The 26,651-nt window shown below is 43.2% G+C and carries 17 protein-coding genes and 1 pseudogene; 2 read left to right on the top strand and 16 right to left on the bottom strand.

What is annotated here, in order from left to right:
* Positions 1–39 precede the first annotated feature (39 nt).
* The gene (strH, locus tag DB729_RS08225; RefSeq protein ID WP_109290234.1) at positions 40–4,071 is read left to right on the top strand and encodes an LPXTG-anchored beta-N-acetylhexosaminidase StrH; all 4,032 of its coding nucleotides are present in this window, start codon (positions 40–42) and stop codon (positions 4,069–4,071) included.
* A 57-nt stretch (positions 4,072–4,128) separates the two neighbouring features.
* Here strH and purB read toward each other — a convergent pair whose 3' ends face one another.
* The 8 genes and pseudogenes from purB to DB729_RS09575 all read right to left on the bottom strand — a co-directional run.
* Entirely contained in the window at positions 4,129–5,427 is a 1,299-nt protein-coding gene (gene purB, locus DB729_RS08220; RefSeq protein ID WP_109290233.1) for an adenylosuccinate lyase, read from the bottom strand.
* 33 nt (positions 5,428–5,460) lie between these two features.
* Positions 5,461–6,435 (bottom strand): hypothetical protein, encoded by a 975-nt coding sequence (locus tag DB729_RS08215; protein ID WP_084939640.1) that lies wholly within the window; start codon positions 6,433–6,435, stop codon positions 5,461–5,463.
* A complete protein-coding gene (locus tag DB729_RS08210) occupies positions 6,425–7,558 on the bottom strand; it encodes a DUF262 domain-containing protein (protein ID WP_084852965.1) in 1,134 nt (377 codons plus the stop codon). Before DB729_RS08210 ends, DB729_RS08215 begins: the two co-directional genes overlap by 11 nt.
* A 56-nt stretch (positions 7,559–7,614) precedes the next feature.
* A complete protein-coding gene (purK, locus tag DB729_RS08205; RefSeq protein ID WP_084852964.1) occupies positions 7,615–8,709 on the bottom strand; it encodes a 5-(carboxyamino)imidazole ribonucleotide synthase in 1,095 nt (364 codons plus the stop codon).
* Positions 8,696–9,184 carry a 5-(carboxyamino)imidazole ribonucleotide mutase gene (gene purE, locus DB729_RS08200; RefSeq protein ID WP_033605793.1) on the bottom strand — a complete coding sequence of 163 codons (489 nt, stop codon included), beginning with the start codon at positions 9,182–9,184 and terminating at the stop codon, positions 8,696–8,698. Before purE ends, purK begins: the two co-directional genes overlap by 14 nt.
* Before the next feature lie 19 nt (positions 9,185–9,203).
* A complete protein-coding gene (locus DB729_RS08195; protein ID WP_084852963.1) occupies positions 9,204–10,397 on the bottom strand; it encodes an ATP-grasp domain-containing protein in 1,194 nt (397 codons plus the stop codon).
* Between the two features lie 59 nt (positions 10,398–10,456).
* Positions 10,457–11,716: a phosphoribosylamine--glycine ligase gene (gene purD / locus DB729_RS08190; RefSeq protein WP_084852962.1), complete on the bottom strand. Its 1,260-nt coding sequence runs from the start codon at positions 11,714–11,716 to the stop codon at positions 10,457–10,459.
* A 120-nt stretch (positions 11,717–11,836) separates the two neighbouring features.
* Positions 11,837–11,905, bottom strand: a pseudogene (locus DB729_RS09575) (IMP cyclohydrolase); the annotation flags it as partial.
* A 459-nt stretch (positions 11,906–12,364) separates the two neighbouring features.
* Between DB729_RS09575 and DB729_RS08175 the strand changes: the two are divergent.
* Positions 12,365–13,537 carry an AIPR family protein gene (locus DB729_RS08175; RefSeq protein WP_084852961.1) on the top strand — a complete coding sequence of 391 codons (1,173 nt, stop codon included), beginning with the start codon at positions 12,365–12,367 and terminating at the stop codon, positions 13,535–13,537.
* Between the two features lie 156 nt (positions 13,538–13,693).
* Here DB729_RS08175 and purH read toward each other — a convergent pair whose 3' ends face one another.
* The 8 genes from purH to comA form a co-directional block, all read right to left on the bottom strand.
* Positions 13,694–15,241, bottom strand: coding sequence for a bifunctional phosphoribosylaminoimidazolecarboxamide formyltransferase/IMP cyclohydrolase (gene purH, locus DB729_RS08170; RefSeq protein WP_109290232.1), 1,548 nt, complete (start codon positions 15,239–15,241; stop codon positions 13,694–13,696).
* A 15-nt stretch (positions 15,242–15,256) separates the two neighbouring features.
* Positions 15,257–15,802 carry a phosphoribosylglycinamide formyltransferase gene (gene purN, locus DB729_RS08165; RefSeq protein WP_109290231.1) on the bottom strand — a complete coding sequence of 182 codons (546 nt, stop codon included), beginning with the start codon at positions 15,800–15,802 and terminating at the stop codon, positions 15,257–15,259.
* Complete coding sequence (purM, locus tag DB729_RS08160) at positions 15,799–16,821, bottom strand: phosphoribosylformylglycinamidine cyclo-ligase (protein ID WP_109290230.1); 1,023 nt, start codon at positions 16,819–16,821, stop codon at positions 15,799–15,801. The genes purN and purM overlap by 4 nt, the downstream gene beginning before the upstream one ends.
* Before the next feature lie 38 nt (positions 16,822–16,859).
* Positions 16,860–18,302 carry an amidophosphoribosyltransferase gene (gene purF, locus DB729_RS08155; RefSeq protein ID WP_109290229.1) on the bottom strand — a complete coding sequence of 481 codons (1,443 nt, stop codon included), beginning with the start codon at positions 18,300–18,302 and terminating at the stop codon, positions 16,860–16,862.
* Between the two features lie 12 nt (positions 18,303–18,314).
* Positions 18,315–22,040: a phosphoribosylformylglycinamidine synthase gene (locus tag DB729_RS08150; protein ID WP_109290228.1), complete on the bottom strand. Its 3,726-nt coding sequence runs from the start codon at positions 22,038–22,040 to the stop codon at positions 18,315–18,317.
* A gap of 66 nt (positions 22,041–22,106) precedes the next feature.
* Positions 22,107–22,814, bottom strand: a complete 708-nt coding sequence (purC, locus tag DB729_RS08145) for a phosphoribosylaminoimidazolesuccinocarboxamide synthase (RefSeq protein WP_165442250.1) — start codon at positions 22,812–22,814, stop codon at positions 22,107–22,109.
* A 169-nt stretch (positions 22,815–22,983) separates the two neighbouring features.
* Positions 22,984–24,333 (bottom strand): competence pheromone export protein ComB, encoded by a 1,350-nt coding sequence (gene comB, locus DB729_RS08140; RefSeq protein WP_109290226.1) that lies wholly within the window; start codon positions 24,331–24,333, stop codon positions 22,984–22,986.
* A gap of 12 nt (positions 24,334–24,345) precedes the next feature.
* The gene (gene comA / locus DB729_RS08135; RefSeq protein WP_109290225.1) at positions 24,346–26,499 is read right to left on the bottom strand and encodes a peptide cleavage/export ABC transporter ComA; all 2,154 of its coding nucleotides are present in this window, start codon (positions 26,497–26,499) and stop codon (positions 24,346–24,348) included.
* Positions 26,500–26,651 lie beyond the last annotated feature (152 nt).

The following is a 26,651-nucleotide window of genomic DNA, read 5'->3' as shown; positions in this document are numbered from 1 at the left end:
AAACGCTATCATACATAATAATAACAAGGAGGTTTTGTCATGAAACTAGAAAAGAAACAGCGCTTCTCCATTCGTAAATACGCGGCTGGGGCAGCTTCTGTACTGATAGGATTTGCTTTTAGCGCACAAGTCGTATCTGCTGACGGGGTTACTCCAGCTCCAACAGCTGAAGAAACTGTCCAAACTATTCAGGAGAGTCCTCAAGCAGTCAAAGAAGCTGTAGACTCCAAGGTTCCAGAAAAACTGGAAGAAAAGGCTGACAAGCCTGTAAAAGAGGAGGTCAAAGAAGACAAGGATGCTCCTCGAACAGTTGCTCCAAAAACAGAAGAGTCAAGCGCACCAGTTGTGACAGAAAATGCTACTCCAACTCCTACTGCCGAGAAAGAGAGTCCTGCCCCAGCTGAAACTCCTGCTGAAAGCACTCCTTCAGAAAAGAAAAATGAAGCCGTCACACCTGCAGTAGCCACTCCTAGCACGGAACGAGCAGCTCAGGTAAATGAAAAACTGGCAAAAAGAAAAATGATCTCAATCGACGCTGGACGCAAGTACTTCTCTCCAGACCAACTCAAAGAAATCATCGACAAAGCCAAACACTACGGTTATACTGATCTTCATCTACTAGTTGGAAATGACGGCATGCGTTTTATGTTGGACGACATGACGATCAAAGCCAATGGCAAAACCTATGCAAGCGACGATGTCAAACGTGCACTCGAAAACGGAACCGATGCCTACTACAAGGATCCAAACGGCAACCATTTGACAGAAAGTCAGATGACGGACTTGATCAACTATGCTAAAAACAAAGGCATTGGTCTCATCCCAACTGTAAACAGCCCTGGTCACATGGATGCGATTTTGCATGCCATGAAAGAACTAGGCATCCAAAAGCCGAACTTCAACTACTTTGGTAAGGAATCTGCTCGTACCGTTGACCTTGATAACAAAGAAGCTGTTGCATTTACCAAAGCTCTGATCGACAAGTATGCTGCTTACTTCGCTGGCAAATCTGACATCTTCAACATCGGGCTAGACGAGTATGCCAACGACGCTACAGATGCCAAAGGATGGAGCGTTCTCCAGGCTGATAAATACTATCCAAATGAAGGCTACCCTGTAGGAGGATATGAGAAATTTATCGCCTACGCCAATGACCTTGCTCGCATCGTCAAATCTCACGGTCTCAAACCAATGGCCTTTAACGATGGTATCTACTACAATAGCGACACTAGCTTTGGAACTTTTGACAAAGACATCATCGTTTCTATGTGGACTGGTGGATGGGGCGGATACGACGTCGCTTCTTCTAAATTTCTAGTTGAAAAAGGCCACCAAATCCTTAATACCAACGATGCTTGGTACTACGTTCTCGGACGAAATGCCGATGGCCAAGGCTGGTACAACCTCGACCAAGGACTCAATGGTATCAAGAACACTCCAATCACTTCTGTACCAAAATCTGATGGGGCTACTATCCCATTCATCGGTGGTATGGTAGCTGCTTGGGCGGATACCCCATCTGCACGCTATTCACCATCACGCCTCTTCAAACTCATGCGCAGCTTCGCAAATGCCAATGCTGAATACTTCGCAGCTGACTATGAGTCTGCTGAGCAAGCTCTGAAAGAAGTACCAACAGACCTTAACCGCTATACTGCAGAAAGTGTCGCAGCTGTAAAAGAAGCTGAAAAAGCCATTCGCTCACTCGATAGCAACCTCAGCCGTGCCCAACAAGACACCATTGACCAAGCAATCGCAAAACTCCAAGAAGCTGTAAGCAATTTGACCTTCACACCAGAAGCTCAAAAAGAAGAAGACGCGAAACGCGAAGTTGAAAAACTTGCCAAGAACAAGGTAATTTCCATCGATGCCGGACGTAAGTATTTCACGCTCGACCAACTCAAACGCATCGTAGACAAGGCGAGCGAACTCGGCTACTCTGATGTCCATCTCCTTCTTGGAAATGACGGACTTCGCTTCCTCCTTGATGACATGACCATCACAGCTAACGGCAAAACTTATGCAAGTGACGATGTCAAGAAGGCCATTATCGAAGGAACAAAAGCTTACTACGATGATCCAAACGGAACCACTCTTAGCCAGGCTGAAATCACTGAATTGATTGAGTACGCAAAATCAAAAGGGATTGGACTAATTCCAGCGATCAACAGCCCAGGTCACATGGATGCCATGCTTGTCGCTATGGAAAAATTGGGTATCCAAAATCCTCAAGCCAACTTTGACAAGGTCTCTAAAACAACCATGGACCTTGAAAACGAAGAAGCGATGAACTTTGTCAAAGCCCTTATCGGCAAGTACATGGACTTCTTTGCAGGCAAGACTAAGATCTTCAACTACGGTACAGACGAATACGCTAATGATGCTACCAACGCTCAAGGCTGGTACTACCTCAAATGGTATGGACTCTATGGCAAGTTTGCTGAGTACTCTAACACTCTTGCTGCCATGGCCAAAGAACGAGGCCTTCAACCAATGGCCTTCAACGATGGTTTCTACTACGAAGACAAGGATGATGTTGAGTTTGACAAGGATGTCATCATCTCTTACTGGTCTAAGGGATGGTGGGGCTATAACCTTGCAACGCCTCAGTACCTAGCAAGCAAAGGCTATAAACTCCTCAACACCAACGGAGACTGGTACTATGTTTTAGGTAATCACAAACCAGACGAAGCCTATCCACTATCAAAAGCACTTGAAAACTCTGGCAAAGTACCATTTAACCAGCTTGCATCTACCAAATATCCAGAAGTAGACCTTCCAACCGTCGGAAGCATGCTTGCTATCTGGGCAGACAAACCAAGTGCTGAGTATAAGGAAGAAGAAATCTTTGAACTCATGACTGCCTTTGCAGATCATAACAAAGACTACTTCCGCGCTAACTACAACGCACTCCGTGAGGAACTTGCTCAAATTCCTGCAAACTTGGACGGATACAGCAAGGAAAGCTTGGATGCCCTAAATGCAGCTAAAGAAGCTCTCAACTACAATCTCAACCGTAACAAACAATCCGAGTTAGACGCTCTCGTAGCCAAACTCAAGGCAGCCCGCCTAGGCCTCAAACCAGCAGCAACCCACTCAGGAAGCCTCGATGAAAACGAACTAGCTGCCAATGTTGAAACCAAACCGGAACTCATCACAAGAGCAGAAAAGATTCCATTTGAAGTTATCAAGAAGGAAAATCCAAATCTCCCAGCCGATCAGGAAAAGATCATCACACCAGGTGTAGAGGGCGAACGCACTCATTACATATCTGTCCTTACTGAAAATGGGAAACAAACAGAAACGGTTCTAGATAGCCAAGTAACCAAAGAACCTGTGACCCAAGTGGTTGAAATCGGCGCCCCTACTACGCACAAAGGGGATGAACACGGTCTTGCCCCAGCCACAGAGGCAAAACCTAGACTGGACATCCAAGAGGAAGAGATTCCGTTCACTACCGTAACACGTGAAAATCCACTCTTGCTCAAAGGGAAGACTCAAGTCCTTACCAAAGGTGTTAACGGTCGTCGCAGTCATTACTACTCTGTAAGCACTACTGCTGATGGCAAAGAAGTGAAGACTCTTGTCGATAGCCTTGTAACGCAAGAAGCAGTGACACAAGTCATTGAAGTCGGAACCCTTGTTACCCATGTAGGGGATGAACACGGTCTTGCCCCAGCTGCAGAAGCAAAACCTAGACTAGACATCCAAGAAGAAGAGATTCCTTTCACTACCGTGACACGTGAAAATCCGCAATTGCCAAAAGGACAAAGTCAAGTCGTCGTTTCCGGAGTAAATGGTCGCCGTACCGTCTTCTACTCTGTTAGCACTACTGCTGACGGCAAGGAAGAAAGAACCCTTGTCAATAGTGCGGTATCACAGGAAGCGGTCGCTCAAGTTGTCGAAGTCGGAACTGCCGTTGAGAAAACTGAGCAAGCTGAACCAACTAATAGAAAAGCAGATGAAAAACAACTCCCTGCAACAGGAAGTCAAGACTCTGCAGGCTTGGTCGCAGCAGGACTCATGGCCACGCTAGCAGCTTACGGGCTCACTAAGAAAAAAGAAGATTAACCCCCTTAGACAAGCATATAAAAAAGCGAGATTCAATCTCGCTTTTTATTGTTAGGATTAATCACCCAGTCCGATACGTTCAAAGATATCATCCACTCGTTTGGTGTAGTATGCAGGGTTGAAGATTTCGTCGATTTCTTCTTGAGTGAGGCGTGAAGTTACTTCTGGATCTGCTTCAAGAAGCGGTTTGAAGTCTACTTGGTTGTCCCAAGAGTAGGCCGTTTTTGGTTGCACCAAGTCATAGGCTTGCTCACGCGTCATGCCTTTTTCGATCAAGGTCAACATAGCACGTTGGCTAAAGATAAGACCAAACGTAGAGTTCATGTTGCGGATCATATTTTCTGGGAAGACCGTCAAGTTCTTGACGATATTTCCGAAACGGTTGAGCATGTAGTCAATCAAGATAGTTGTATCTGGTGTGATGATGCGCTCAGCTGATGAGTGGGAAATATCGCGTTCATGCCAGAGAGCAACGTTTTCATAGGCCGTCACCATGTGACCACGAATAACACGCGCCAGACCAGTCATGTTTTCAGAACCGATAGGGTTGCGTTTGTGAGGCATAGCAGATGAACCTTTTTGCCCTTTGGCAAAGAATTCTTCCACTTCGCGCTGCTCAGACTTTTGCAGACCACGAATCTCCGTTGCCATACGTTCGATTGAAGTCGCGATGCTAGCAAGAACCGCAAAGTACTCAGCATGAAGGTCACGAGGAAGAACCTGTGTAGAGATTTCCTGAGCACGGATACCCAATTTGTCGCAGACGTATTTCTCTACAAATGGTGGGATGTTGGCAAAGTTCCCAACCGCACCAGAGATTTTACCAGCTTCCACACCAGCAGCCGCATGCTCGAAACGCTCGATGTTACGTTTCATTTCGCTGTACCAAGTCGCTAATTTAAGACCAAAGGTTGTCGGCTCAGCGTGTACCCCGTGGGTACGCCCCATCATGATGGTGAACTTGTGCTCTTTAGCCTTATCAGCGATGATGTTAAGGAAGTTTTCAAGGTCACGACGGATGATGTCGTTGGCCTGCTTGTAGAGGTAACCATAGGCAGTATCCACCACGTCGGTAGAAGTCAAACCATAGTGGACCCACTTGCGCTCTTCACCAAGAGTCTCAGAAACCGCACGCGTGAAAGCAACCACATCGTGACGAGTTTGCTGCTCAATCTCCAAAATACGGTCAATGTCAAAGTCCGCTTTTTCACGAATCAAAGCCACATCTTCCTTAGGGATTTCCCCCAACTCAGCCCATGCCTCGTCAGCCAAGATTTCCACCTCAAGCCAAGCACGGTATTTATTTTCTTCACTCCAAATGTTCGCCATCTCAGGGCGAGAGTAACGTTCGATCATGTCGTTTCTCCTTAATATTCTACAAAATATTTCTTATCTTATTCTACCAAAAAATATTTCTTTATCTTTTATTTTTATCGGAAATTTTATAAATGTTCTGTTATCCTTTGCTATATCTGCTAACCGAGAACACTTTGACTCCATAGCAACTTGACCACCTAATCCTCTCCATTCCCTTCTAGGCCTCATTAAGTCTTGAGATAATATTGTAAACTCCGATTCTGGGATACCTGACTTTAGGAAGTTATTATCTTCCTTTTTTGAGTCATCCATCATAAGAAATTGTTTAAAAACTATCTCCCACTCATCTTTTGAAAATTGTTCCTTAACCTTTGAATTGATATTTGTCGAAGGTTTGTTTTTTAAATAAAACATTTCAATCCCCTCGGAAAATTCCTTCACAAAGTATTCCGTATATCTATCTATAGAAAAGAAAATACTTCTTTCATTTCTATCATTTATAATTGACTCCAACTGTTGATAATAATGTTCTAAAAATAACAAACAATAATCATAAAATTTTTTTATCTTAGAAAAATTCAATGTGAAATTTGGCTGAGTTTCGTGTGCCGCCATATTTCTATTTTTATTGATTATTTTTTCAAACTCAATTAAATCTGAATTCCCTTCAAAAAACATTATACGTTTATTTTGGTTGATTTTTTGAGATGTAATACTATCTACATCTATACCAAAGCTTGTAAAAATAGAATCTCCACTATTTTTCTTTACATAAAGAGGCTCCTTTTCATTTTTCAATTCAAAATATTTTTTAATATGTGCAGGAATTTCTTCATTAGCATTTACAATATCATCTCTGAACAATTTTAAAGCTTGCTCAGTAAATGTTGCTATAAGAAGAATTAGATGACGTTTCTCAATATTATTCTCCTCATCTTTTGTTACTAACTTTTCTTCCAATCTATCTAACTCCGACTGTATATAACAAATATCTTCTTCAAGATAGTTTGGCAAGCTTACAAAAAAACGCCTCATTTCAATCCCCACTCAATATTTCTTTAAAAATTTCAATGCGCATTCGTAAATTACTTATATTTGTTGTTCTACGAGTAAAGGGAAGCTTTTTATCTGAGTCTAAATTCTTAATTTTATCGTAACTTTTTTCAGTAAAGTTAATTCTTTCACCGCTTCTAATCGCCGACATTAGAAGTATAAATACAGTTTCAGCATACACTGCATTTATATTATTTTTATTTCGACCTAGAAAATTCTGATATTCATCTGAATAATATGTAGTCAATGCCTTATCAAAAATATCTATATCCTTATAACCGCTTTGATATTTTTCCATAAAACAATCAAGTTGATTTTTCAATATGATGGATGTTGAGATTGGGGAACGGATAATCTTCCCGGCATTATTCCTTACTAATCCTTCATAATTATTACTAACAATACTATCGACAGTAATTATTCGTAGAATCAATTCATCTATTTTATACTTTTTATAATCTTTTTCAGTAAAACGTCTTTCAAGTTTACTCCATCTAGCAGATAATTCTTTTATTTTTTCCATCAAATCACCTGGATATAGGGCATTTCTTATTTCTTGAGAAGTCAGCTTAACTCCACCAGTATTGATTCTTTCAAATACATGTTTTTTTATATCATTCTTTCTTGTTGATGGAAAACGTTGTTCAAAAAAAACAATATTTGCTTCACCATCTCTCAATCGATCCTGCTCTTCTGATGTTAATTCATCAAATGATTTTCCTCGCCATTTAGAACTCACTGAGTTATTATTACTTAATTTAAAAACGACTTTTTTATCGGGGAGATTTTCTTCATTTATGAATGTTGAAATTGTAATAATTCTCTGTAAACCATCTATAATATCATTTGTATCATCTTCATTTTTGTAAATGAAAAAATTTGGTAGAGGTATTCCAAGTAAAATAGAATCGATTAATCGTGAAGCCATATCTTGTGTCCAAACGTATGCCCTCTGTAAGTCAGGAATAACAAACTTTCTTTTTTTATAAAGTTGAGATATTCTATCAAATGTATATGTCGTATTCCAATACCTAATTTTAAATACACTTTCATCAATACTAGATAGTTCATCAGATTGCATATCAACTTGTTCTATTCCTGTTTCCTTTTTTGACACTTTCGCACTCTCCTTACGATTTTTTGGTTAATATAATAACATTTATATTTTATATTCTAGTTTCCAAATTCTTCTTTCCCAAACTCCTCAACCTCATCCGGCACATCACTAAACAAAGTCACATGTCCCATCTTGCGGTTGTGCTTCGCTTCTATTTTACCATACAGGTGGAGGTGGGCGCTTGGATTTTCTGTGACATATTTTTCAGCGGCCTCGACGTGTTGGCCGAGTACGTTGAGCATGATAGCTGGCGCATGCAGGTGGATGAATGGCAACGGTGCTCCAAGGACGCCCAAGATATGGGTATCAAACTGGGAGAAGTCGCAGGCTTCGATTGAGTAGTGGCCAGAGTTGTGTGGCCGAGGGGCAATCTCATTGACAATAATATCATCAGCCGTCGCAAACATTTCTACGCAAAGCGTTCCAGACAAGTTGAGTTGCTCAGCGATTCGCACGGCCATGGTTTTAGCTTTTTCAGCTAGACTTTCTGAAATGCGGGCTGGCACGATGGTCTTAGACAGGATATTGTTGCGGTGGATATTTTCCTGAACTGGGAAAACCGTCACGTCCTTGCCATTTCCTGATACGATGACAGAAATCTCAAGGTCAAAGTTGACGAATTCTTCCAAGACGCAGTCTGCTGAGTCGGCTAGTGCACGGGCTTCTTCCAAGTCTTCTTCCGAACGAATAACCTTTTGTCCATGCCCATCGTAGCCACCAGTCGCAGTCTTTAGGACATAGTTTTTGGACAAGTCAATCTCCGCCAAATCTTGACTTGAAGTCACAACCTTGTAGGGTGCCACAGTGACTTGAGCCTTGTTTGAGAGAAAGTCCTTTTCAAAGATACGATTTTGCGAAATGCGAAGCAGGTCTGTTCCTTGAGGAAGCTGACCATCCTTGATAACAGCATCCAAACCGTTGGCATCGACATTTTCAAACTCATAGGTGAGGACATCACATCGCTCAGCCAGCTGACGGAGAGCGTTCACATCGTTATAGGGAGCCACGATGATTTCCGCCACACGAGAAGCTGGGCAATCCGCCGCAGGATCCAGCGCGATGACCTTGTGCCCCATGTAGATAGCAGAAATGGCCATCATCTGACCCAGCTGACCGCCACCGATAATTCCGATTGTTTTAGATGAGCTCATTGGTAGACTCCTCTGCGATTTTTCCTTGTTCTTCTGCGAAATCTGCCAAAGCTGTCGCGATAGCCTGATCCTCTACTGACAGGAGACGGAGGGCAAAGAGTGCCGCATTTGTCGCACCTGCTTCACCGATAGCCATTGTCGCCACAGGCACGCCACCCGGCATCTGTACGATAGAGTAGAGCGAGTCCACACCGCTAAGAGCACGCGATTTGACAGGTACACCGATGACAGGAAGGGTTGTTTTGGCTGCGACCATTCCTGGCAAATGGGCTGCGCCGCCAGCACCTGCAATAATGACCTTGATACCACGGCTACGAGCTTCTTCAGCATGTCTGAACATGAGGTCTGGTGTACGGTGGGCAGAGACAACCTTCTTTTCGTAGGCCACACCGAAACGGTCTAGGACTTCGGCTGTTTTTTGCATGGTTGCCCAGTCGGATTTTGAGCCCATGATAATGGAAATAATTGGTTTCATATTTTCTCCTCTGAATAAACTAATTCTTTTGCTCAATATTTTTTACAGTAGCTGATTCAACACTATAATGTTGAACAGTCTGATCAACCAGATTTTCAACGCTCTTAGGTTTTATCAATAAACGAAGTATAATTGTCGCAAGAGGTATAATGCTCGGCAAATCCTTCCATACAGGTGTCAACACTTCTTCACTATCACATCTTAAAAGCCAGTACTTTATTGTCTGCAATATTTTTCTTCTACTTTTCGTCTTCTCAGCTGTTCCAATAATCAAAGCCATCAGACTATGCGTCTCAACGCCTGCTTGACCAAGAATGACCTCAGATTTAGCGTAGCTATGACTGGCTAGTTCTATCATGATTTTTGGAAAATTAACTCCTGCTTTATAAGCGTTAGCAGGCTCTACCATTCTAGGGTTACACTCTATATAGTAAAATTGATCTCCCCTACGTATAAAATCTAGGGTTAGGCAGCCATGCCATTGTATATATTGTCCTAATTTTTCAACATGCTCTCTCGTTCTTTTAGATTCTATGCTTAATCTTGCCGCAGCCGAACCACCCGCGCCAGAACCTACTTTTACGCTAGAATGCACTGCGAGTAATTCTCCATGATCAAACACTGCTTGAACCTGACCATAGTCTCCAACTATGTCTTGCTGAACCATCCATTCCTCATCACTCGCTGTTAATTTGCTCGTCACTTCAGCCAAATCTTTCTTACTTGAAATCTTATAAACCGAGCGACCGGCAGTACCATAATCTGCTTTCAGCCAATAAGGATAGTCTAACAGTATAGAGTCTGCATCTTTCACGTACTCCCACTTAGGTGTGGGAAGTCCTAATAAATCCGCAGTTTCAGCAAAAGCAATCTTTCCAGCCAACATTTTAAACTGCTCTTTATCAGCAAGGGCGATTGGTAGCGATTGAGGCAAAAATTGTTTCCCATTTGCCAATAACCAGCCTTCTTCATGTGTTGGCAAAATGGCCTTGTAATTGGTTTTATGAAGCAACTGACTAACCTGTCTCAGATAATCTACAGGAAAACGATTCACATCAACTATCGGAACTCTATGGGTTAGACGACTGAAGTATGCAATGGAAAATCTTCTAGGAGATAACACATCAATTTTATAGCTTTCTTTCAACAAAACTGTCAAAGTTTCTCGTGAGGTCAAGCTTGAACCTTCTAAAAATAGCAATCTATTTTTCATTTTTCAAACACCTGAAGTCTATTTTTAAGTCTCACGGCTAAAAGTTTCATAGATTTGATTTACAAAGCCTTACCACCAATATCATGCCTATAAAAAAGACCTGTTGTGTCTTGTTTTTTTAGTTGGTCGTAGATTTTTTCCTGCGCAGCTGAGACAGTATCTGCTGTGGTGACCAGCATGTATACTCGACCGCCATTTGACAGCAGTGCTCTGCTATTTTCCGCAAACTTAGCCCCAGCATAGTAGGTAATGATGTCGTCTTCGGTCTTGGCTGGAAGCTTGACGCCTTTTTCATAGTCTAGCGGGTAGCCCTTGGATGCGACAACCACACCCAGAGTCACGCCCTTGTCCGTCCACGTGATGTTCGGCTCCTTGCTATCGAGAATATCCGTGATATTTTGCGCAAAGTCAGATGTCAAGCGAGGCAGGATAATCTGAGTTTCGGGATCACCAAAACGAGCGTTGAACTCGATAACCTTCGGACCGCCAGCAGTCAAAATAAGCCCCGCGTAGAGGACACCAAGATAAGGACGACCTTCTTTGATCATCCCTTCAAGGACTGGCTTGACAATGGTGTCAACAGCTGTGTCAACCACGCTCTGTGGCAAGTGAGGAACTGGCGCATAGGCACCCATCCCACCAGTGTTAGGGCCCTTGTCGCCGTCGTAAGCACGTTTGTGATCCTGAGCCGTCGGCATGATGTAGAACTTGTCCCCATTGACAAAGGCAAAGAGAGAGAACTCTTCTCCGTCAAGGAATTCCTCGATAACCACACGCGCGCCTGAGTCACCGAACTTATTGTCCAAAAGCATCTCATGAGCGGCTTCGACCGCTTGCTCAACCGTTTCAGCAACGACAACACCTTTCCCAAGCGCCAATCCATCCGCCTTAACAACGATTGGAGCGCCTTTCTCTTCGATATAAGCCTTAGCTGCCTCGAAATCCGAAAATGTGCCATAGGCTGCTGTCGGAACGTCGTATTTGACCATGATTTCCTTAGCAAAATCCTTAGACCACTCTAGCTCCGCTGCAGCTTTGGTCGGGCCAAAGGCTTTGAGCCCAGCTTGATTAAAGTCATCCACGATACCTGCAGCCAGGGCATCATCTGGACCGATGAAGGTCCAAGCAATATCGTTGGCCTTTGCGAAGTCAATCAACTTAGAATGTTCGGAAATAGAGATATTTACCAAATCAAGTCCATCTAAGGTCATCCCGTCATTTCCAGGAGCTACAAAAACTTTTTCAACGTCTTTTGATTCAAGCAACTTCTTAGCAATCGCATGTTCACGACCACCAGAACCGACAACTAACAGCTTCATCTCTCAACCTCTTTTGCGAATTATTTACTAATATTATATCATAAACGTTCGTTTTAATCTTGTTTCACTTAGCATTTTAAGCCAAAAAAGGAAAGAAACTGTTTTCTTCCCTTTCGTTTTTTAATGTCTAAAATGCCTCACGCCTGTGAAGACCATGGTCAAGCCATATTTATCCGCAGCTTCGATGGATTATGTTTACAAATTAATTTTTTAATATAGAAAGGTTTCTTAAATCTAAGTTGAAATAGAAATTGATTAAAGCAAGTCCAATATTTCTTTAACAAATTCAAGCTCATCAATTTCTAAAGCAATAGATAGGTTACGAATATTTTCTAACGATGGAATATTTTTACCATTTTCGTAGTTACATAGCGTTTTTTCACTAATCCAATCATCGCAATCAAAAAATTTTTGGCTACGATCATCTATAAATCACTGTCTAGATTTTGGTAAGTCTGTTAAGCTCGCTCTGTGTTTTCTTATTAAATTTCCTATTTCTCTGTGTTGTGTTTCATTTTTTCTCAAAGTCATATTTTTATTATAACACAAAAGGAACCTAGGTTCCTTTATTTTTTTTAAAAAAAAGATATAATACTAGTATAGCAATTGAAAAATCAACTTGCTGAATAAATTTTTAGGAGGCTTACTATGAGCTCAACATTTAATTTTAAGGCTAGCGCCGTTCGAACTATCGAATCCCCCTCACAAAAAGGTGTCACTACCTATTTTGTATATCTCAACTTTAGAGATCTCCCTTCCAACTTACCGATGGAAGTCAATCCGAGACAACCTAAAATGACTACAGCAGTTGCCAAATCGTTAATTAATGCTGTCAAGTCGCCTGACACTGATTTCGATATCAATAATCGGGGAATAGTAATTGTTGCTAAACAATTCAAATTCACACCCAATCAAAACTTGGTATCTTTAGATTTAGGAGATGATCCTCAAAATTACGGAATCCTGGATGGTGGTCATACATACAAAGCGATTATAGATAATAGAGATCAGATTCACTCCGGACTAGATAAATTTGTCAAACTTGAAATTATTGTCGGTGAACAATTGACAGTTTCACGTATAGCTGATGCACGAAATACTTCTGCTCAAGTTAGTGATATCGCATTATTTGAACTAGATGATAAGTTTGATCTAATTAAAGACTCGTTGTCGAATGAGCAATACGCCTCAGAGATTGCTTATAAAGATAACGAGAATAAAAGAATTCCAATTGCTGAATTAATTCGTTTGATGTTTACTTTCAATATTAAACGTTTTCCAGACGATAGTACTGCACCAGTATCTGCATATTCTGGAAAACAAGCAGTATTCAAAGATTACCAAAAGGAATTCGGAACAGACAATAATATCTATGAAAAATTAGCACCTTTTCTTCCTGACCTAGTTGATCTTTATGAGCTAATTCAAAAGGAACTTCCTAACAAATACCAAGAATATAAAAATTCTGAAGGAAAGAATGCAGCATTCGGAAGAATTCGTGGAGTAGAGGGATCTGGAAGTTATTATACCGACTTCACTGAACAATCTATCAATTACAATATCTCTACTGGTTTTTTGATGCCTATTTTCGGTGCCTTTAGAGCATTACTTAGAGAGTCCGATGGAAAAATCAGTTGGGAATTCGATCCTAAAGACGTATGGAAAATCGCTGGAACAAGACTGGTACAAAATACTTTCGACACAGATACTAACCCTCAACAAGTTGGAAAAAGCAAAACACTATGGCAAGCTAATTATAGAATCGTTGACAGTGTTAGAAAAGATTTGCTATTAGACAAGCTTTTGAATGAAAGAAATTAGGATAAATTTTCTATAGAAGAATCTGCATAGTTTGTGTAACTTAAACTATCAAAAAAGCGCTCAACTTTGACTTGAGTGCTTTTTCTATATTTTAAAAATTTTTATCATTAATACTGGTATACGATAAAAAAAATTTAACGAAAAATGAATAAAATCTTAATGCCTAAAATGTCTCACGCCTGTGAAGACCATAGTCAAGCCATATTTGTCAGCAGCTTCGATAGATTCTTGATCACGGACAGAGCCTCCTGGTTGGATGATGGCTTTAATGCCTGCTTTGGCGATTTCTTCCACGTTATCCGCAAATGGGAAGAAGGCATCCGAAGCAAGCACAGCACCGTCAAGACGGTCTTTAGCTTGGTCAATGGCAATACGGACTGAAGCTACACGGTTGGTTTGCCCTGGGCCAACACCGAGTGTCATATGGTCGTTGGTTACGATGATACCGTTTGATTTGACGTACTTGATAGCTTTCCAAGCGAACTCAAGAGCAGTTGCTTCTGTCTCCGTTGGTTGGCGTTTGGTCACCACTTGCCAGTCAGCTGGGCTTTCTTTAACCACGTCTTGGTTTTGCACAAGAAGTCCACCAACCACACCTGTGTATTCTGCTTCCACTTCGCTGGCATCTTGAGCGTCGAATGGCAAGGCAAGGATACGCAAGTTTTTCTTTTTGTTGGTCAAAATGGCTAGCGCTTCATCTGTATAGCTCGGTGCGATAATGATCTCAAGGAAAACGCCGTGCATCTTCTCAGCAGTCGCAGCATCCACCTCACGGTTAAGGACGACAATTCCACCAAAGATAGACACTGGGTCAGACTCATAAGCGTAATCCCAAGCAGTTTCGATGTCATCTGCCTGACCGATACCGCACGGATTCATGTGTTTGAGAGCCACAACGGTTGGACGGTCTTTGAAATCACGGATGATACGGATAGCTGCATCCGCATCACGGATATTGTTAAAGGACAATTCTTTCCCGTTTAGCTGTTTAGCGGATGCAATGGAGTATTCCGTAGGAAGAGCTTTTTGGTAGAAGTCTGCATCTTGTTGAGGGTTTTCACCGTAACGCATGGGTTGCTTGAGGTCATAGGTCAAAGTGAGTTTTTCAGGTTTGCTTTCGCCCACTTGAGCAGTGAAATATGCCGCAATCAAAGCATCATAAGCTGCTGTGTGGCGGAAAACCTTAGCCGCCAAACGTTGACGAGTTTCATAAGTAGTTTCACCATTTGCTGCCAATTCATCAAGCACCACTGCATAGTCAGCAGGGTCTACTACAACCGTTACGCTAGCGTGGTTTTTCGCTGCTGAACGAAGCATGGATGGCCCGCCAATATCGATATTCTCCACTGCATCTGCATACATCACATCTGGTTTGAGAATCGTTTCCTTGAATGGGTAAAGGTTTACCACCACAAGGTCAATCAATTCGATATTATTGTCCTTGGCTGCTTGAAGGTGGCTATCAAGATCACGACGAGCCAAGAGCCCACCGTGGATATTTGGATGAAGGGTCTTAACACGACCATCCATCATTTCTGGAAAACCAGTCACATCATCAATCGCAATGGTCTCCACCCCAGCATTGTCAAGGACAACTTTGGTCCCACCTGTTGAGATAATCTCCCAACTAAGTTTTTTGAGTTCTTGGGCAAATTCAACAATGCCCGCTTTGTCTGAGACGCTGATTAAGGCGCGTTTAGTCATGTTTTTTCCTTTCATTTACTTGTCCAACAATTCTCTAATAACTTCCGGATACAACTTGTACTCCGCTTCATGAATGCGAGCTTCAAAGTTTTCAATCGTATCACCAGCTAGACGTGGTACACGCACTTGTTTGATAACCTTGCCTGTATCCACACCGGAATCCACCCAGTGAATGGTCACGCCGCTCTCAGCAACCCCAGCATTCCAAGCGTCCTCAATCCCATGAGCTCCTGGAAATTCTGGAAGGTAGGCTGGATGAATGTTAATGATCCGACCCTCGTAAGCAGCGAGCAAAGTTGGCCCGACGATTTTCATATAACCCGCCAAACAAACCAAGTCAATCTGGTGTTCTTCCAAGAGCTCGACAAGAGCTGCTTCGTAGTCCGCCTTGTTCTCAAACTCCTTGAGTTCAAAAGCATAGGACAGGACGCCGAGCTTGTCTGCACGTTCCAGCACATAGGCGTCACGATGGTCTGAAAAAACAAACTCCACCTGAAATTCTTCGGCAATCACCTGAAAATTTGAGCCATTACCAGAGGCAAAAACCGCTATTTTTTTCATTTGATGATGACACTTTCGTTTTCTTTCTTGACGATGCGACCAATTTCATAGACTGGTTCATCCAACAATTCCTTGACGCGACCTACATTTTCAGGGCTAACTGCCAGCATGAGTCCCACACCCATATTGAAGATTTCAAACATTTCTTCATGCTTGATTTCACCGTATTTTTCAAGAGCTTTGAAAATAGGAAGGACTGGAACCTTGTCTTCTTCAATTTCCGCAGCTAGGTCAGCCGCAAACATACGAGGAACATTCTCGATAAAGCCGCCACCTGTGATGTGGGCAATGCCGTTGACTAACTCTTCCTTGATGAGTGGCAAGACAGCCTTGACATAGATACGAGTCGGCTCAAGAAGGACTTCCTTGAGTTTCTTGCCTTCCAATTCCGGCAAGACTTCCTCACCTGTGTAGTCCGCAAAAACACGACGAACGAGGGAGTAACCATTTGAGTGAATCCCACTTGAGGCAAGTCCGAGAAGAACATCGCCTTCAGACACCTTTGAGCCGTCTATAATTTGAGATTTTTCAGCCACACCGACTGCAAAACCAGCCAGATCGTAGTCATCTGCGCCATACATACCAGGCATTTCAGCCGTTTCCCCACCGATGAGAGCAGCGCCTGCCTGCACACAACCTTCTGCCACACCAGCAACGACTTGTTCTAGTTTAGCTGGTTCATTCTTCCCTGTCGCGACGTAGTCAAGGAAGTAAAGAGGCTCCGCACCTGCAGCGATGATATCATTGACACACATAGCCACACAGTCCTGCCCGATGGTATCGTGCTTGTCGTACTTGATAGCCAGCATGAGCTTGGTTCCGACACCGTCAGTCCCTGAAATCAAGACGGGCTCTTTGACACCTGTTTTTGAGAGGTCAAACATGCCACCGAAACCACCTAGAGCTCCCATAACACCTGCACGCTCCGTACGAGCCACGTGCTTTTTGATCCGCTCAACAACTTCATAACCTGCTTCAACATCTACACCAGATTGCGCATAAGCATTTTTATTTGTCATCTTCTCTTCCTTTCCTTTCACGGAGAGTCTTTATCCGTCTATTTGTAAAAACTGGTCTTATCCCCCAAGCTTCTACGATATTCTTCCTCATAGTCGTAGAGAGGAGTTGGGTAGTCTCCATCAAAATAAGCGACACAGAGACCACCATTCGGCGCATCTGTTTCGATGCCGATGGAGTTAATCAAGCCATCAATCGAAAGATAGGTCAGGCTATCTGCGCCAATGATTTGGCAGGTTTCTTCGACTGTATGATTAGCCGCAATCAGCTCCTGACGCGTCTGGATATCAATCCCGTAGAAGCATGGATAAGCCAGCGCTGGACTACCAATGGCAACGTGAACCTCAGACGCACCTGCTTCTTTCAAAAGCTGAACGATACGGCGAGAGGTTGTCCCACGAACAATGGAATCATCAATCATCACCACACGTTTGCCTTTGACAACGCCCGAAACAGCAGACAGTTTCATCCGCACCCCTTGCTCCCGCAATTCTTGAGTCGGTTGGATAAAGGTGCGTTGCGTGTATTGGTTTTTGATGAGACCCATTTCATTTGGCAGACCAGATTCTTCTGCAAATCCCATAGCTGCGCTGAGTGAGGAATTTGGCACACCGACCACAATATCTGCTTCGTGCTTGAACTCACGCGCTAATTGGGCCCCCATACGTTTGCGAGCTGTATGGACATTGACCCCATGGATGTTAGAGTCAGGACGGGCAAAGTAGATATACTCCATAGAGCAGATCGCCAACTGGGTATCATTCGTATAGCTATCGTACTGAATCCCTTTGTCGTCTACGATTACAATCTCTCCTGGTTTTACATCGCGAATCCACTCAGCACCAATAACTTCAAAAGCACAGGTTTCTGACGAAACCACCACCGCTCCGTTGGCCATTTTCCCAATAGAAAGTGGACGGAAGCCATTAGGATCAAGAGCCGCAATCAACTTGTCCTCAAACAGCAAGATATAAGCAAAGCCACCTTTTACAAGGCTGAGCGCCTCTTTGATTTTGCCCATCAAGTTCGGATTGTGACTCCGACGAATGAGGTGAGCCAAGATTTCCGAGTCCGAAGTTGAACTGAAAATTGCTCCTCTTTGTTCCAATTCTTTCTTGAGCGATTCAGCATTGGTCAAGTTTCCGTTATGAGCAAGTCCAAACTGCATATCATGAAAGCGAAAGAGGAAGGGCTGGATGTTGTCCACAGAAGCTTCGCCAGCAGTCGCATAACGCACATGCCCAATCGCGCTCATTCCTGTCAATTTATCCAAATTAGCTGGATTTCTGAACACTTCTGATAAAAGCCCCATGTCACGATGACGCTTCAAGTTCCCCTGATCATTGGAGAGGATTCCTGCCCCTTCCTGACCACGGTGCTGAAGACTGTGGAGACCAAAATAGGTCAATTTAGCAGCATCTGGATGTCCCCAGATACCGAAAACACCACATTCTTCATTAAGAGATTTTACTTCGTATGTCATTTTTTATACCTTTTATTTCCCTGTGAAATAACGCACAGCCGACGCGAACAGGTGCTGGTCTTTATTTCCTGGGATGTTTTGGAAGAGACCGTCTTCATAACGTTCTGAGTGTCCCATTTTACCGATGATTTGGCCGTTCTTGCTGGTAATTCCTTCGATTGCATTTACAGAACCATTTGGATTGTACTTAGAATCCATGCTTGGTTTGCCGTCAAAGTCAACGTATTGGCTAAAGATTTGGCCATTGTCGCGGAGCTCCGCAAATTCCTCGGCCGTCACAACAAACTTCCCTTCACCGTGCGATACTGGGATGGCATGGATATCGCCCACTTGCACTCCAGCCAACCATGGTGAGTTGGTATTGGCAATCCGAGTTTCCACCATCTTAGCCACGTGCTGGTTGGCATCATTGTAGAAGAGGGTTGGACTCGTGCTGCTGGCATCTTCAAAGTTGCCATATGGAAGAAGACCTGATTTGACGAGGGCTTGGAATCCATTACAGATACCGATAATCAAGCCACCACGAACGATAAAGCTATCAATGGCTGCACGCACTTTTTCATTGAGCAAGATATTCACGATAAATTTAGCTGATCCATCCGGCTCATCCGCAGCTGAGAATCCACCTGCAAAGAAGAGAATGTTTGCCTTGCCGATATTGTCAACCATGGTTTCAACTGACTTGACAATAGCTTCTTCATTCAAGGTCACAAATGGCACCAAGTTAACCTCTGCACCTTCTTTTTCGAAGGCCTTAGCTGAGTCATATTCCGAGTTGGTCCCTGGGAAGACTGGGATGTAAACCACTGGTTTTTCAATAGTTTCCTTGGTTTTGATGAGTTCATCAGAAGCGACAGCTGGCACTTCAGCCAATTCTTTAGATTGGGCAAATTCAGTTGGGTAAACTTCTTCCAGTTTTCCTTGGAAAGCACTGTCAAGCTTGTGTCCATCTAGCTTCACACCGTTGACAAGGAGTGTAAAGTTGACACTTGTTTGTCCAATCTTCCCCACTCCAATGATTTCTTCAGGAGAGGTGAAGACAAATCCACCTAATTGAGCTGTCAAAGCCGTTTCAAGTTCAGGCAAGGTTACCTCTGCACCGATATGGTTTCCAAAAGTAGCAAGAGCCAAACTTTCAATAACACCACCATATTTAACAGCTGATGCAGATGTTACTTTGTGGTCAGCTTGGATGGCTTCAAATTGAGCAAAGTTTTGCTTAATTAAATCAAAATCAATCTCTGCAGAGAGGGCTTGACCTGGAATGTAGTAGATGTTTTCACCAGCAGTCTTGAACTCAGGAGAAAGGACTTTACGGCTATCTGCCGTCGTCACCCCAAAAGCGACCAAGGTTGGCGGTACGGTCAATTCTTCGAAAGTACCAGACATAGAATCCTTACCACCGATAGATGGCAAACCAAGCTGGATTTGTGCTTCGATAGAACCTAGGAGAGCTGCTACTGGTTGACCAAAACGCTCTGCTTGTTTATCCATCCGCTCGAAATATTCTTGGTATGAGAAACGAGCCTTGGACCAGTTTGCACCAGCAGCCACCAAACGAGCGGTTGCTTCGATAACTGCATAGGCAGCTCCGTGATATGGAGACCATTCTGCTACATAAGGGTTGAACCCTTGCGCCATAACAGAAGCAGTTGTTGTCACACCATGTTGGACTGGCAATTTCTGTACAGAAGCTTCAGTTGCTGTAATTTGGTAGCGACCACCAAGTGGGTGATTGACTGTTGAACGACCGACCGAGCAGTCAAAGATGGTCTGTAAACCTTTTTGACTCGCATGGTTGAGATCAGATAGAACCGCAAGGGTATCTGCTTCAAGTGTGTTAGTGCTTGTTGTGCGTTCTTCTGGGAGTTTGACATCCTTGTCCACAACCTTGGCATCGACGACCACGCGCACACCGTTTGTATCAAGGAAACGACGTTCCAAGTCGACGATGATCTCACCATTCCAGTGCATGACTAGATTTGGTTTTTCAGTCACTGTTGCCACCACAACCGCGTCAATATTTTCTTTATTACATTCTGCAACGAAGGCATCTACATCCTTAGGACGCACCACAACTGCCATCCGTTCTTGTGATTCAGAGATAGCAATTTCTGTACCGTTCAAACCTTGATATTTAAGAGGAACCTTATTGAGGTCAATTTCAAGACCATCTGCCAATTCACCGATAGCCACACAGACACCACCAGCACCAAAGTCATTGGATTTCTTGATAAGACGAGTGACATCGCCATTACGGAAAAGACGTTGAATCTTGCGTTCTTCAATGGCATTCCCCTTTTGAACCTCAGCTCCAGCAGTCTCCACAGACTCAACTGTTTGAACCTTAGAAGAACCCGTCGCACCACCGACTCCATCACGGCCAGTCTTACCACCGAGAAGGATAATGACATCCCCCGCTTCCGGTTTTTCACGGACGACATTGCCCTTTGGAGCCGCACCGACAACAGCTCCCAACTCCATGCGTTTAGCTACAAAGCCCGGGTGGAAGTACTCACGAACATAGGTCGTCGCAAGCCCAATCTGATTCCCGTAAGAAGAATAACCATGAGCCGCTGTTTTAGAAATGACTTGTTGTGGCAATTTCCCAGCACGAGTTTCTGAAATCGGTGCTGTAATATCACCCGCACCAGAGATACGCATGGCTTGGTAAACGTAGGAACGGCCTGATAACGGGTCACGAATGGCTCCACCGATACAAGTAGCAGCCCCACCAAATGGTTCAATTTCCGTTGGGTGGTTGTGAGTTTCGTTTTTAAACATGAGGAGCCAAGGTTCCTTGACACCATCAACGTCCACTTCTATTTCGATCGAGCAGGCATTGATTTCGTCAGACACCTCCATATCGTCCAAACGACCATTAGCACGCTCATAACGACCAAAAATAGTCGCCATATCCATCAAGGTTTGTGGTTTCTCCGAACGCCCCAACTCATCACGCATGGCAATATACTTGTCATAAGTCGCTTGCAATTGCTTTTGGAATTTAGAAGCTGAGAAATCAATCTGTTTCAACTCCGTCTCAAAAGTCGTGTGACGGCAGTGGTCAGACCAATAAGTGTCCAAAACCTTGAGCTCTGTTTCCGTTGGCACGCGCCCGATTGACTTGAAGTAGTCTTGGATAAAGAGCAAATCATCCACTTCCATGGCCATCCCTTGCTCTGCCTTGTAGCGAGCAAAGTCTTCTGCCGTATAACTTTCAAAGAAAGTCAATTTAGGAATGGTCTTGTCTGACTCTGAAAATTCCTGTTTGGCAATCCCTGTCGTGATGTCCTTAAAACGAGAATCCACTGGATTGAGCAGGTAGTTCTTGACCGCTTCTAACTCAGCAGCATCAATATCTTTATTAACCAAGTAAAGTTGGGCTGTATTGACCATAACATCACTCGAACTTCCCAGCAAAAGCAAAGCTTCCTGTGAAGAAGCTGCACGCTGGTCAAACTGACCAGGCAGGCTTTCAATGGCAAAGAAAGCATAGTTAGCAAGATCTGCTTGCACAGCCGCTTCATCCAAGACATGATCCGTCACCTGCTCAGAGAAGATGTGCTTCTCTGCAGGTGCAAACAAGTCCTCTGCCAAATCAAAAACATCATAAACTTGCACAATGCGAATACTTTTTAAGGTTGAAAGCCCCAAGTTGTGCTGGAGTTCTCTTACCAAACTCTCTGACTTAACCTGAAAATCGGCCTTTTTTTCAACAAAAATACGTTTATCCATCAATTCTTATTCCTTTATTTCAGCTCTTGCAATGTTCCCAACGACCTTGAGAGTATTGCAAACAGATTATTTCAAACCCTGCAATTTCTCCCAGACAATCTCGTAAACGTCTGTTAATTCTCCGAGACCTCTACGGAAAACATCCTTGTCCATGTGATTGCCATCTGCATCCCACAAACGGCAGTTATCTGGTGAAAATTCGTCTGCCAAGATAATCTTGCCATCCTTGTCAAAACCGAACTCTAGCTTAAAGTCAATCAATTTAAGACCAATCTCAGCAAACCAAGCTTTCAAAAGTTTATTGATACGACGGGTTTCTTCCTTCAAGTAGGCAATCTGCTGGTCATCCGCAATTTTAAGGAATTTCACATGCTCATCATTGATAAACGGATCATCCAAATCATCATTTTTATAGTAAAATTCGACAATCGGAGTCTCAAATGCGATGCCCTCTTCCACGCCAAAACGTTTTGAAAAGGAACCAGCCGTGTAGTTGCGGAGCACAACTTCTAGAGGAATAATCTCAACCTTTTTATTGAGTTGTTCCGTGTCCGAAATTTTCTCCACAAAGTGAGTCGCTACACCAGCCGCATTTAATTTCTCAAAAATAAAAGATGAAATCTGATTATTTAACACTCCCTTGCCCGCAATCTGCTCCTTCTTGACACCGTTGAAAGCAGTCGCCTGGTCCTTGTAAGTTGAAATAATGAGATTTTCATCCTCAGTTGTATAGATATCCTTGGCTTTTCCCGAATAGATCAGTTTTTTTGACATGTTAAAGTTCGCCTTTCGTTTTACTTGAGCACATTCTAACATAAAAGCATGAAAAATTCAAGGTTTTTACGAATAAATAACGTTTTTCCTATTTTAAGCGTAAAGAAAAACTGCAAGATAAGCTCCTCTTACAGTTTTAAAATCATTTATCCTCTGAAAAACACGAATATTACCCTCTATTTAAAAATTGATCCCAAAAATAACGGAGATAGCTTTTCTTTCCCGTAATCATCTGCAGGCGACCTTCTAAGCCATAGCGAAGTGTTGTAGCCTGCTCAGAAGTCAGATGGGTCTCCACCTCAATTTTAAAGAAATTTCCTTTTTCAGTCTTGGTAGCTGTCGCATCAATACTTGTAATCGTAGAATCTAGGAAAATTTGATTCTTCGCATCATTAGTTGTAGTATAACGAACAGAGTCCCCAATCTTGACTCTAGCAACATCTTTTGAACTGAGATAGGCTGTGAGTTTGGTTTTTCCTTCTTTTTCCAAGGATGGATAGAGCTGGGCTAGCAAGGTTCCTTCTGCGACCATCGTAGATTCACTAGTCTCAGGATTAAGGTGAAGCACCCCATCCTCACTCGCCGTAATTTTCCCCTTATCGAGGAGACCTCCCTGTACCTTCTTACCCGATTCCGCCTCCAAAATTTTCTGATCTAGAAGAGCTAATTCCTGACCGACCTTTGCCAAGTGTTGGGATTTAAGGGATTCCAATTGACTGCTTAAGCCTGACGCATAGGCTTGCTGGGTTCCGGAACCTGCATACTGGACACGGTAAGTAGCAAGACTTGATTCTAACTGAGAAAGCTGTGCTTCAACCTGTGCAACAGCCTGAGCCTTAGCTTGCGGATTTTCCTCTCTCTGAGACTTGTAGGACTGGTAGAGAGAGTAGGCCAGATTCTGACTGGTCAAGGAAGCACCTGTTTCAATAGCTGACTTAGCTATCTGGTAATCGCGAATTTTAGCCTCTGTTTGACTGATGAGGTTCCCGATTTCAGCTTGGGTTTGACTAGCTGCTGCATTCTGGGACGCGATGGTCTCATTTTGCTGAGAAACATTACTTCTTAGACCATTCGCTTGGCTGAGATAATCTCTAAACATCTCCTGATATCCAAACTTATCCGCCTCTGGAAATTGATCACTCCCCTCTTTCAAACTGGATTGCAAATAACCCAACTGCTTTTTTTGATCCTTTAACATCTCCAATTGACTGGCATATGCTTCGACCTGGACAGCCTCCGCCCCTTGCTGGTACTCAACGAGTAGTTCGCCTTGCTTGACCAACTTGTTTTCTTCCAGATAGTTGGCCACAATCCGTTGATTGCTAGTCGACTGGATGTTGGCAATGATCCGACTAGGTTCGACAGTCGCTCGGGTAGACAAACTAATCTCTTTCTCTGCAAAAACTGCAAATCCTAGTAAAAACACGAACAGAAGTGACATAGGTAAAATCACGCGACTGGAAAAATTATGGTAACGGCGATGGTAAAACTCCGCACTTTCTAAAAATTCTGGTTTCATCTTCTCCTCTTTCTAGCTATTGACCAAATGGGCGTAAAAGCCATCCTGTGCAAGCAAGTCTGCATGGGTGCCTTCTTCGACAATCTTGCCCTGATCCAAAACAACAACCTTTTCTGTCCGCTCAGCAATGGTCAAGCGGTGAGCGATGAAAATCAAGGTCTTGTCCAAAGCCATAAGATTATCCACAATCCGCTTCTCTGTCAAAATATCCAAACTGCTAGTCGCCTCGTCCAAGATCAAGACAGGCGCATCTGTCAAGAGAGCACGCGCCAGAGCGATTCTCTGACGTTGTCCACCTGAAATCCCTGCCCCATCCGAAGTTAATTCTGTCTGGTAATTCAGTGGCATGCGCTCGATATCCTCCCGAATCTCGGCCAACTCAACCGCCCGTAAGATATCTTCCTGTGTCGTCCCCTCCTTGGCTCCAAGGAGCAGATTCTCCAAAATCGTTCCGTTAAAGACATAGGGCTGTTGAGTCAGATAGTTGATGTACTGGCGCAGGGCTTTTTTATCAACCTGATTGAGATTGACACCACCCAGACTAATCTCTCCCTGACTAGGGTCGTAGAAATTAACCATCATCTTTGCCAAGGTGGTCTTACCCGAACCTGAAATCCCCACAAAAGCCATCTTAGACCCTTGCGGAATGGTCAAATTGATATCCGACAAGACGTCACGACCATAGCCATACTTATAGTGGACTTGTTTAAACGTCATATCCCCTTTCATCATGCTCAAATCTTCTACCGTTTTCTTCTCCTCAAACTCCGAAGCTACTAGATAAACCTCATTTAAGCGATTATTGGCAACCTGCGCTGTTTGAAGTTTGGTTTGCAGATTGATGATATTTTCCAAAGGATTGGTAAAGTAAACAAGCAAAGTATTATAGGTAATCAATTGCCCCAAACTCATCTTCCCATCCATGACCAGAACTGCTCCCAGCCAGAGAACGACAACATTGAGCAGGAGCTGGGCAACTTTTTTCAGAGCCTTTTGCTGGCTTTCTGCCCGACTATAGGTAAAAGATTTTTTCAGATAAGTCACAAATTCCTTGTCAATCTTTTGATAGCGTGAACTTTCACTGGTCAAAGACTTAATGGTCTCAATACCGTTGATGTCCTCGATGATAGAAGAAGACAGAACTGCATTGGCTTCCATAGTGTCCCGATTCATCTTTTCAAACGGCTTCATAAAGGCAAAGATAATCACTGTGTAGATAGGAAGTGCCAATAAAGTTATGAAAAAGAGTGTCATATTTTGTGAAAACAAGACAAGCGAGATAATCAAAATCGTCGACACATCTAGGAAAATCGACAGAATGGTCGATGCCAGCGCATCGATGATACTATTGGCATCTGTAAAACGAGACACAATTTCTCCTGTCCTGCGTGTCGCAAAAAAGGACATCGGCAGGTGAAAAACATGCTTGATGTAGGACAAAATCACGTCAATTGACAACCGTTGCCCCAGAACAAGTAAGAGGTATTCCTGCGCATACGATAAAATCTGCTGGAGAATATAGACAATGACTAGTCCCATTGAGATAATGCCCAAGGTTGAACGCATCTGGTCTGGTACGTAACTGTCAATGATAGACTGCAGATAATAAGAACCTACAATGTTAATCAGGGTTACCAAGAGTGTTGCCAAAACGATATTAGCAATCAAGCCCCGCTGTTTGAGTAATATTGGCAAGAAGGATAGGAGTCCCTGTTTTTTCTCCTTATGGGGTTTATAGTCTGGAGACGGAGCCATAAAGAGACTGACTCCTGTCCATTCTTGCGCAAATCGCTCACGAGAAATCTTGGCCAGCTTGACACCAGGATCTGGATCAGCGATATGGATTGTCTTCTTATCCTGACCTATCACCACATAGTAGTGAAGCAATTTCCCTTCCTTAAGCACATGAGCCACAAACGGAAAGGTCAAATCGGGCAAATCAAAGAGCGTCATATCCGCCTTGATAGCCCGCGTTTCAAAACCAATCTCCTCTGCTACCTTTACAAGCCCCAAAGCAGTCGTCCCATCCATGGTCGTCTTGGCTAACTCTCGTAGATGAGCCAAGGAGTAATAACTACCGTAGTAACCAAATACCATGGCCAAGGAAGCCACGCCACAATCCATCTGATCCACCTGAGGACGATAGTGCCTTTTCCCAAATTTCATATCCATCTCCTTTTTTCTAATAATCTCTAAAAACTTTGTAAGATTATTTTAACCAAACAAGGAAGAAATAAGGGAATTATTTCTGAAAAAACTATTTTTACGCCTAAAACGCACTTTAAAAAGCATAAACTATCGTTTAAATGTAAAAAGGC

This window comes from Streptococcus halitosis (genome assembly GCF_003143695.2).
GTDB classification, from domain to species: domain Bacteria; phylum Bacillota; class Bacilli; order Lactobacillales; family Streptococcaceae; genus Streptococcus; species Streptococcus halitosis.
Note: the sequence above shows the minus strand (reverse complement) of the source record. Positions and strands in the feature narration are given on the sequence as shown.

Excerpts from the sequence above, each read along its gene's own strand:
- DB729_RS08175 (WP_084852961.1), top strand. The coding sequence starts at position 12,365 with ATGAGCTCAACATTTAATTTTAAGGCTAGCGCCGTTCGAACTATCGAA.
- comB (WP_109290226.1), bottom strand. The coding sequence starts at position 24,333 with ATGAAACCAGAATTTTTAGAAAGTGCGGAGTTTTACCATCGCCGTTAC.
- purH (WP_109290232.1), bottom strand. The coding sequence starts at position 15,241 with ATGACTAAACGCGCCTTAATCAGCGTCTCAGACAAAGCGGGCATTGTT.
- DB729_RS08150 (WP_109290228.1), bottom strand. The coding sequence starts at position 22,040 with ATGGATAAACGTATTTTTGTTGAAAAAAAGGCCGATTTTCAGGTTAAG.
- DB729_RS08195 (WP_084852963.1), bottom strand. The coding sequence starts at position 10,397 with ATGAAAAATAGATTGCTATTTTTAGAAGGTTCAAGCTTGACCTCACGA.
- purD (WP_084852962.1), bottom strand. The coding sequence starts at position 11,716 with ATGAAGCTGTTAGTTGTCGGTTCTGGTGGTCGTGAACATGCGATTGCT.
- purK (WP_084852964.1), bottom strand. The coding sequence starts at position 8,709 with ATGAGCTCATCTAAAACAATCGGAATTATCGGTGGCGGTCAGCTGGGT.
- purM (WP_109290230.1), bottom strand. The coding sequence starts at position 16,821 with ATGACAAATAAAAATGCTTATGCGCAATCTGGTGTAGATGTTGAAGCA.
- purB (WP_109290233.1), bottom strand. The coding sequence starts at position 5,427 with ATGATCGAACGTTACTCTCGCCCTGAGATGGCGAACATTTGGAGTGAA.
- purE (WP_033605793.1), bottom strand. The coding sequence starts at position 9,184 with ATGAAACCAATTATTTCCATTATCATGGGCTCAAAATCCGACTGGGCA.
- purN (WP_109290231.1), bottom strand. The coding sequence starts at position 15,802 with ATGAAAAAAATAGCGGTTTTTGCCTCTGGTAATGGCTCAAATTTTCAG.
- comA (WP_109290225.1), bottom strand. The coding sequence starts at position 26,499 with ATGAAATTTGGGAAAAGGCACTATCGTCCTCAGGTGGATCAGATGGAT.
- purF (WP_109290229.1), bottom strand. The coding sequence starts at position 18,302 with ATGACATACGAAGTAAAATCTCTTAATGAAGAATGTGGTGTTTTCGGT.
- purC (WP_165442250.1), bottom strand. The coding sequence starts at position 22,814 with ATGTCAAAAAAACTGATCTATTCGGGAAAAGCCAAGGATATCTATACA.
- strH (WP_109290234.1), top strand. The coding sequence starts at position 40 with ATGAAACTAGAAAAGAAACAGCGCTTCTCCATTCGTAAATACGCGGCT.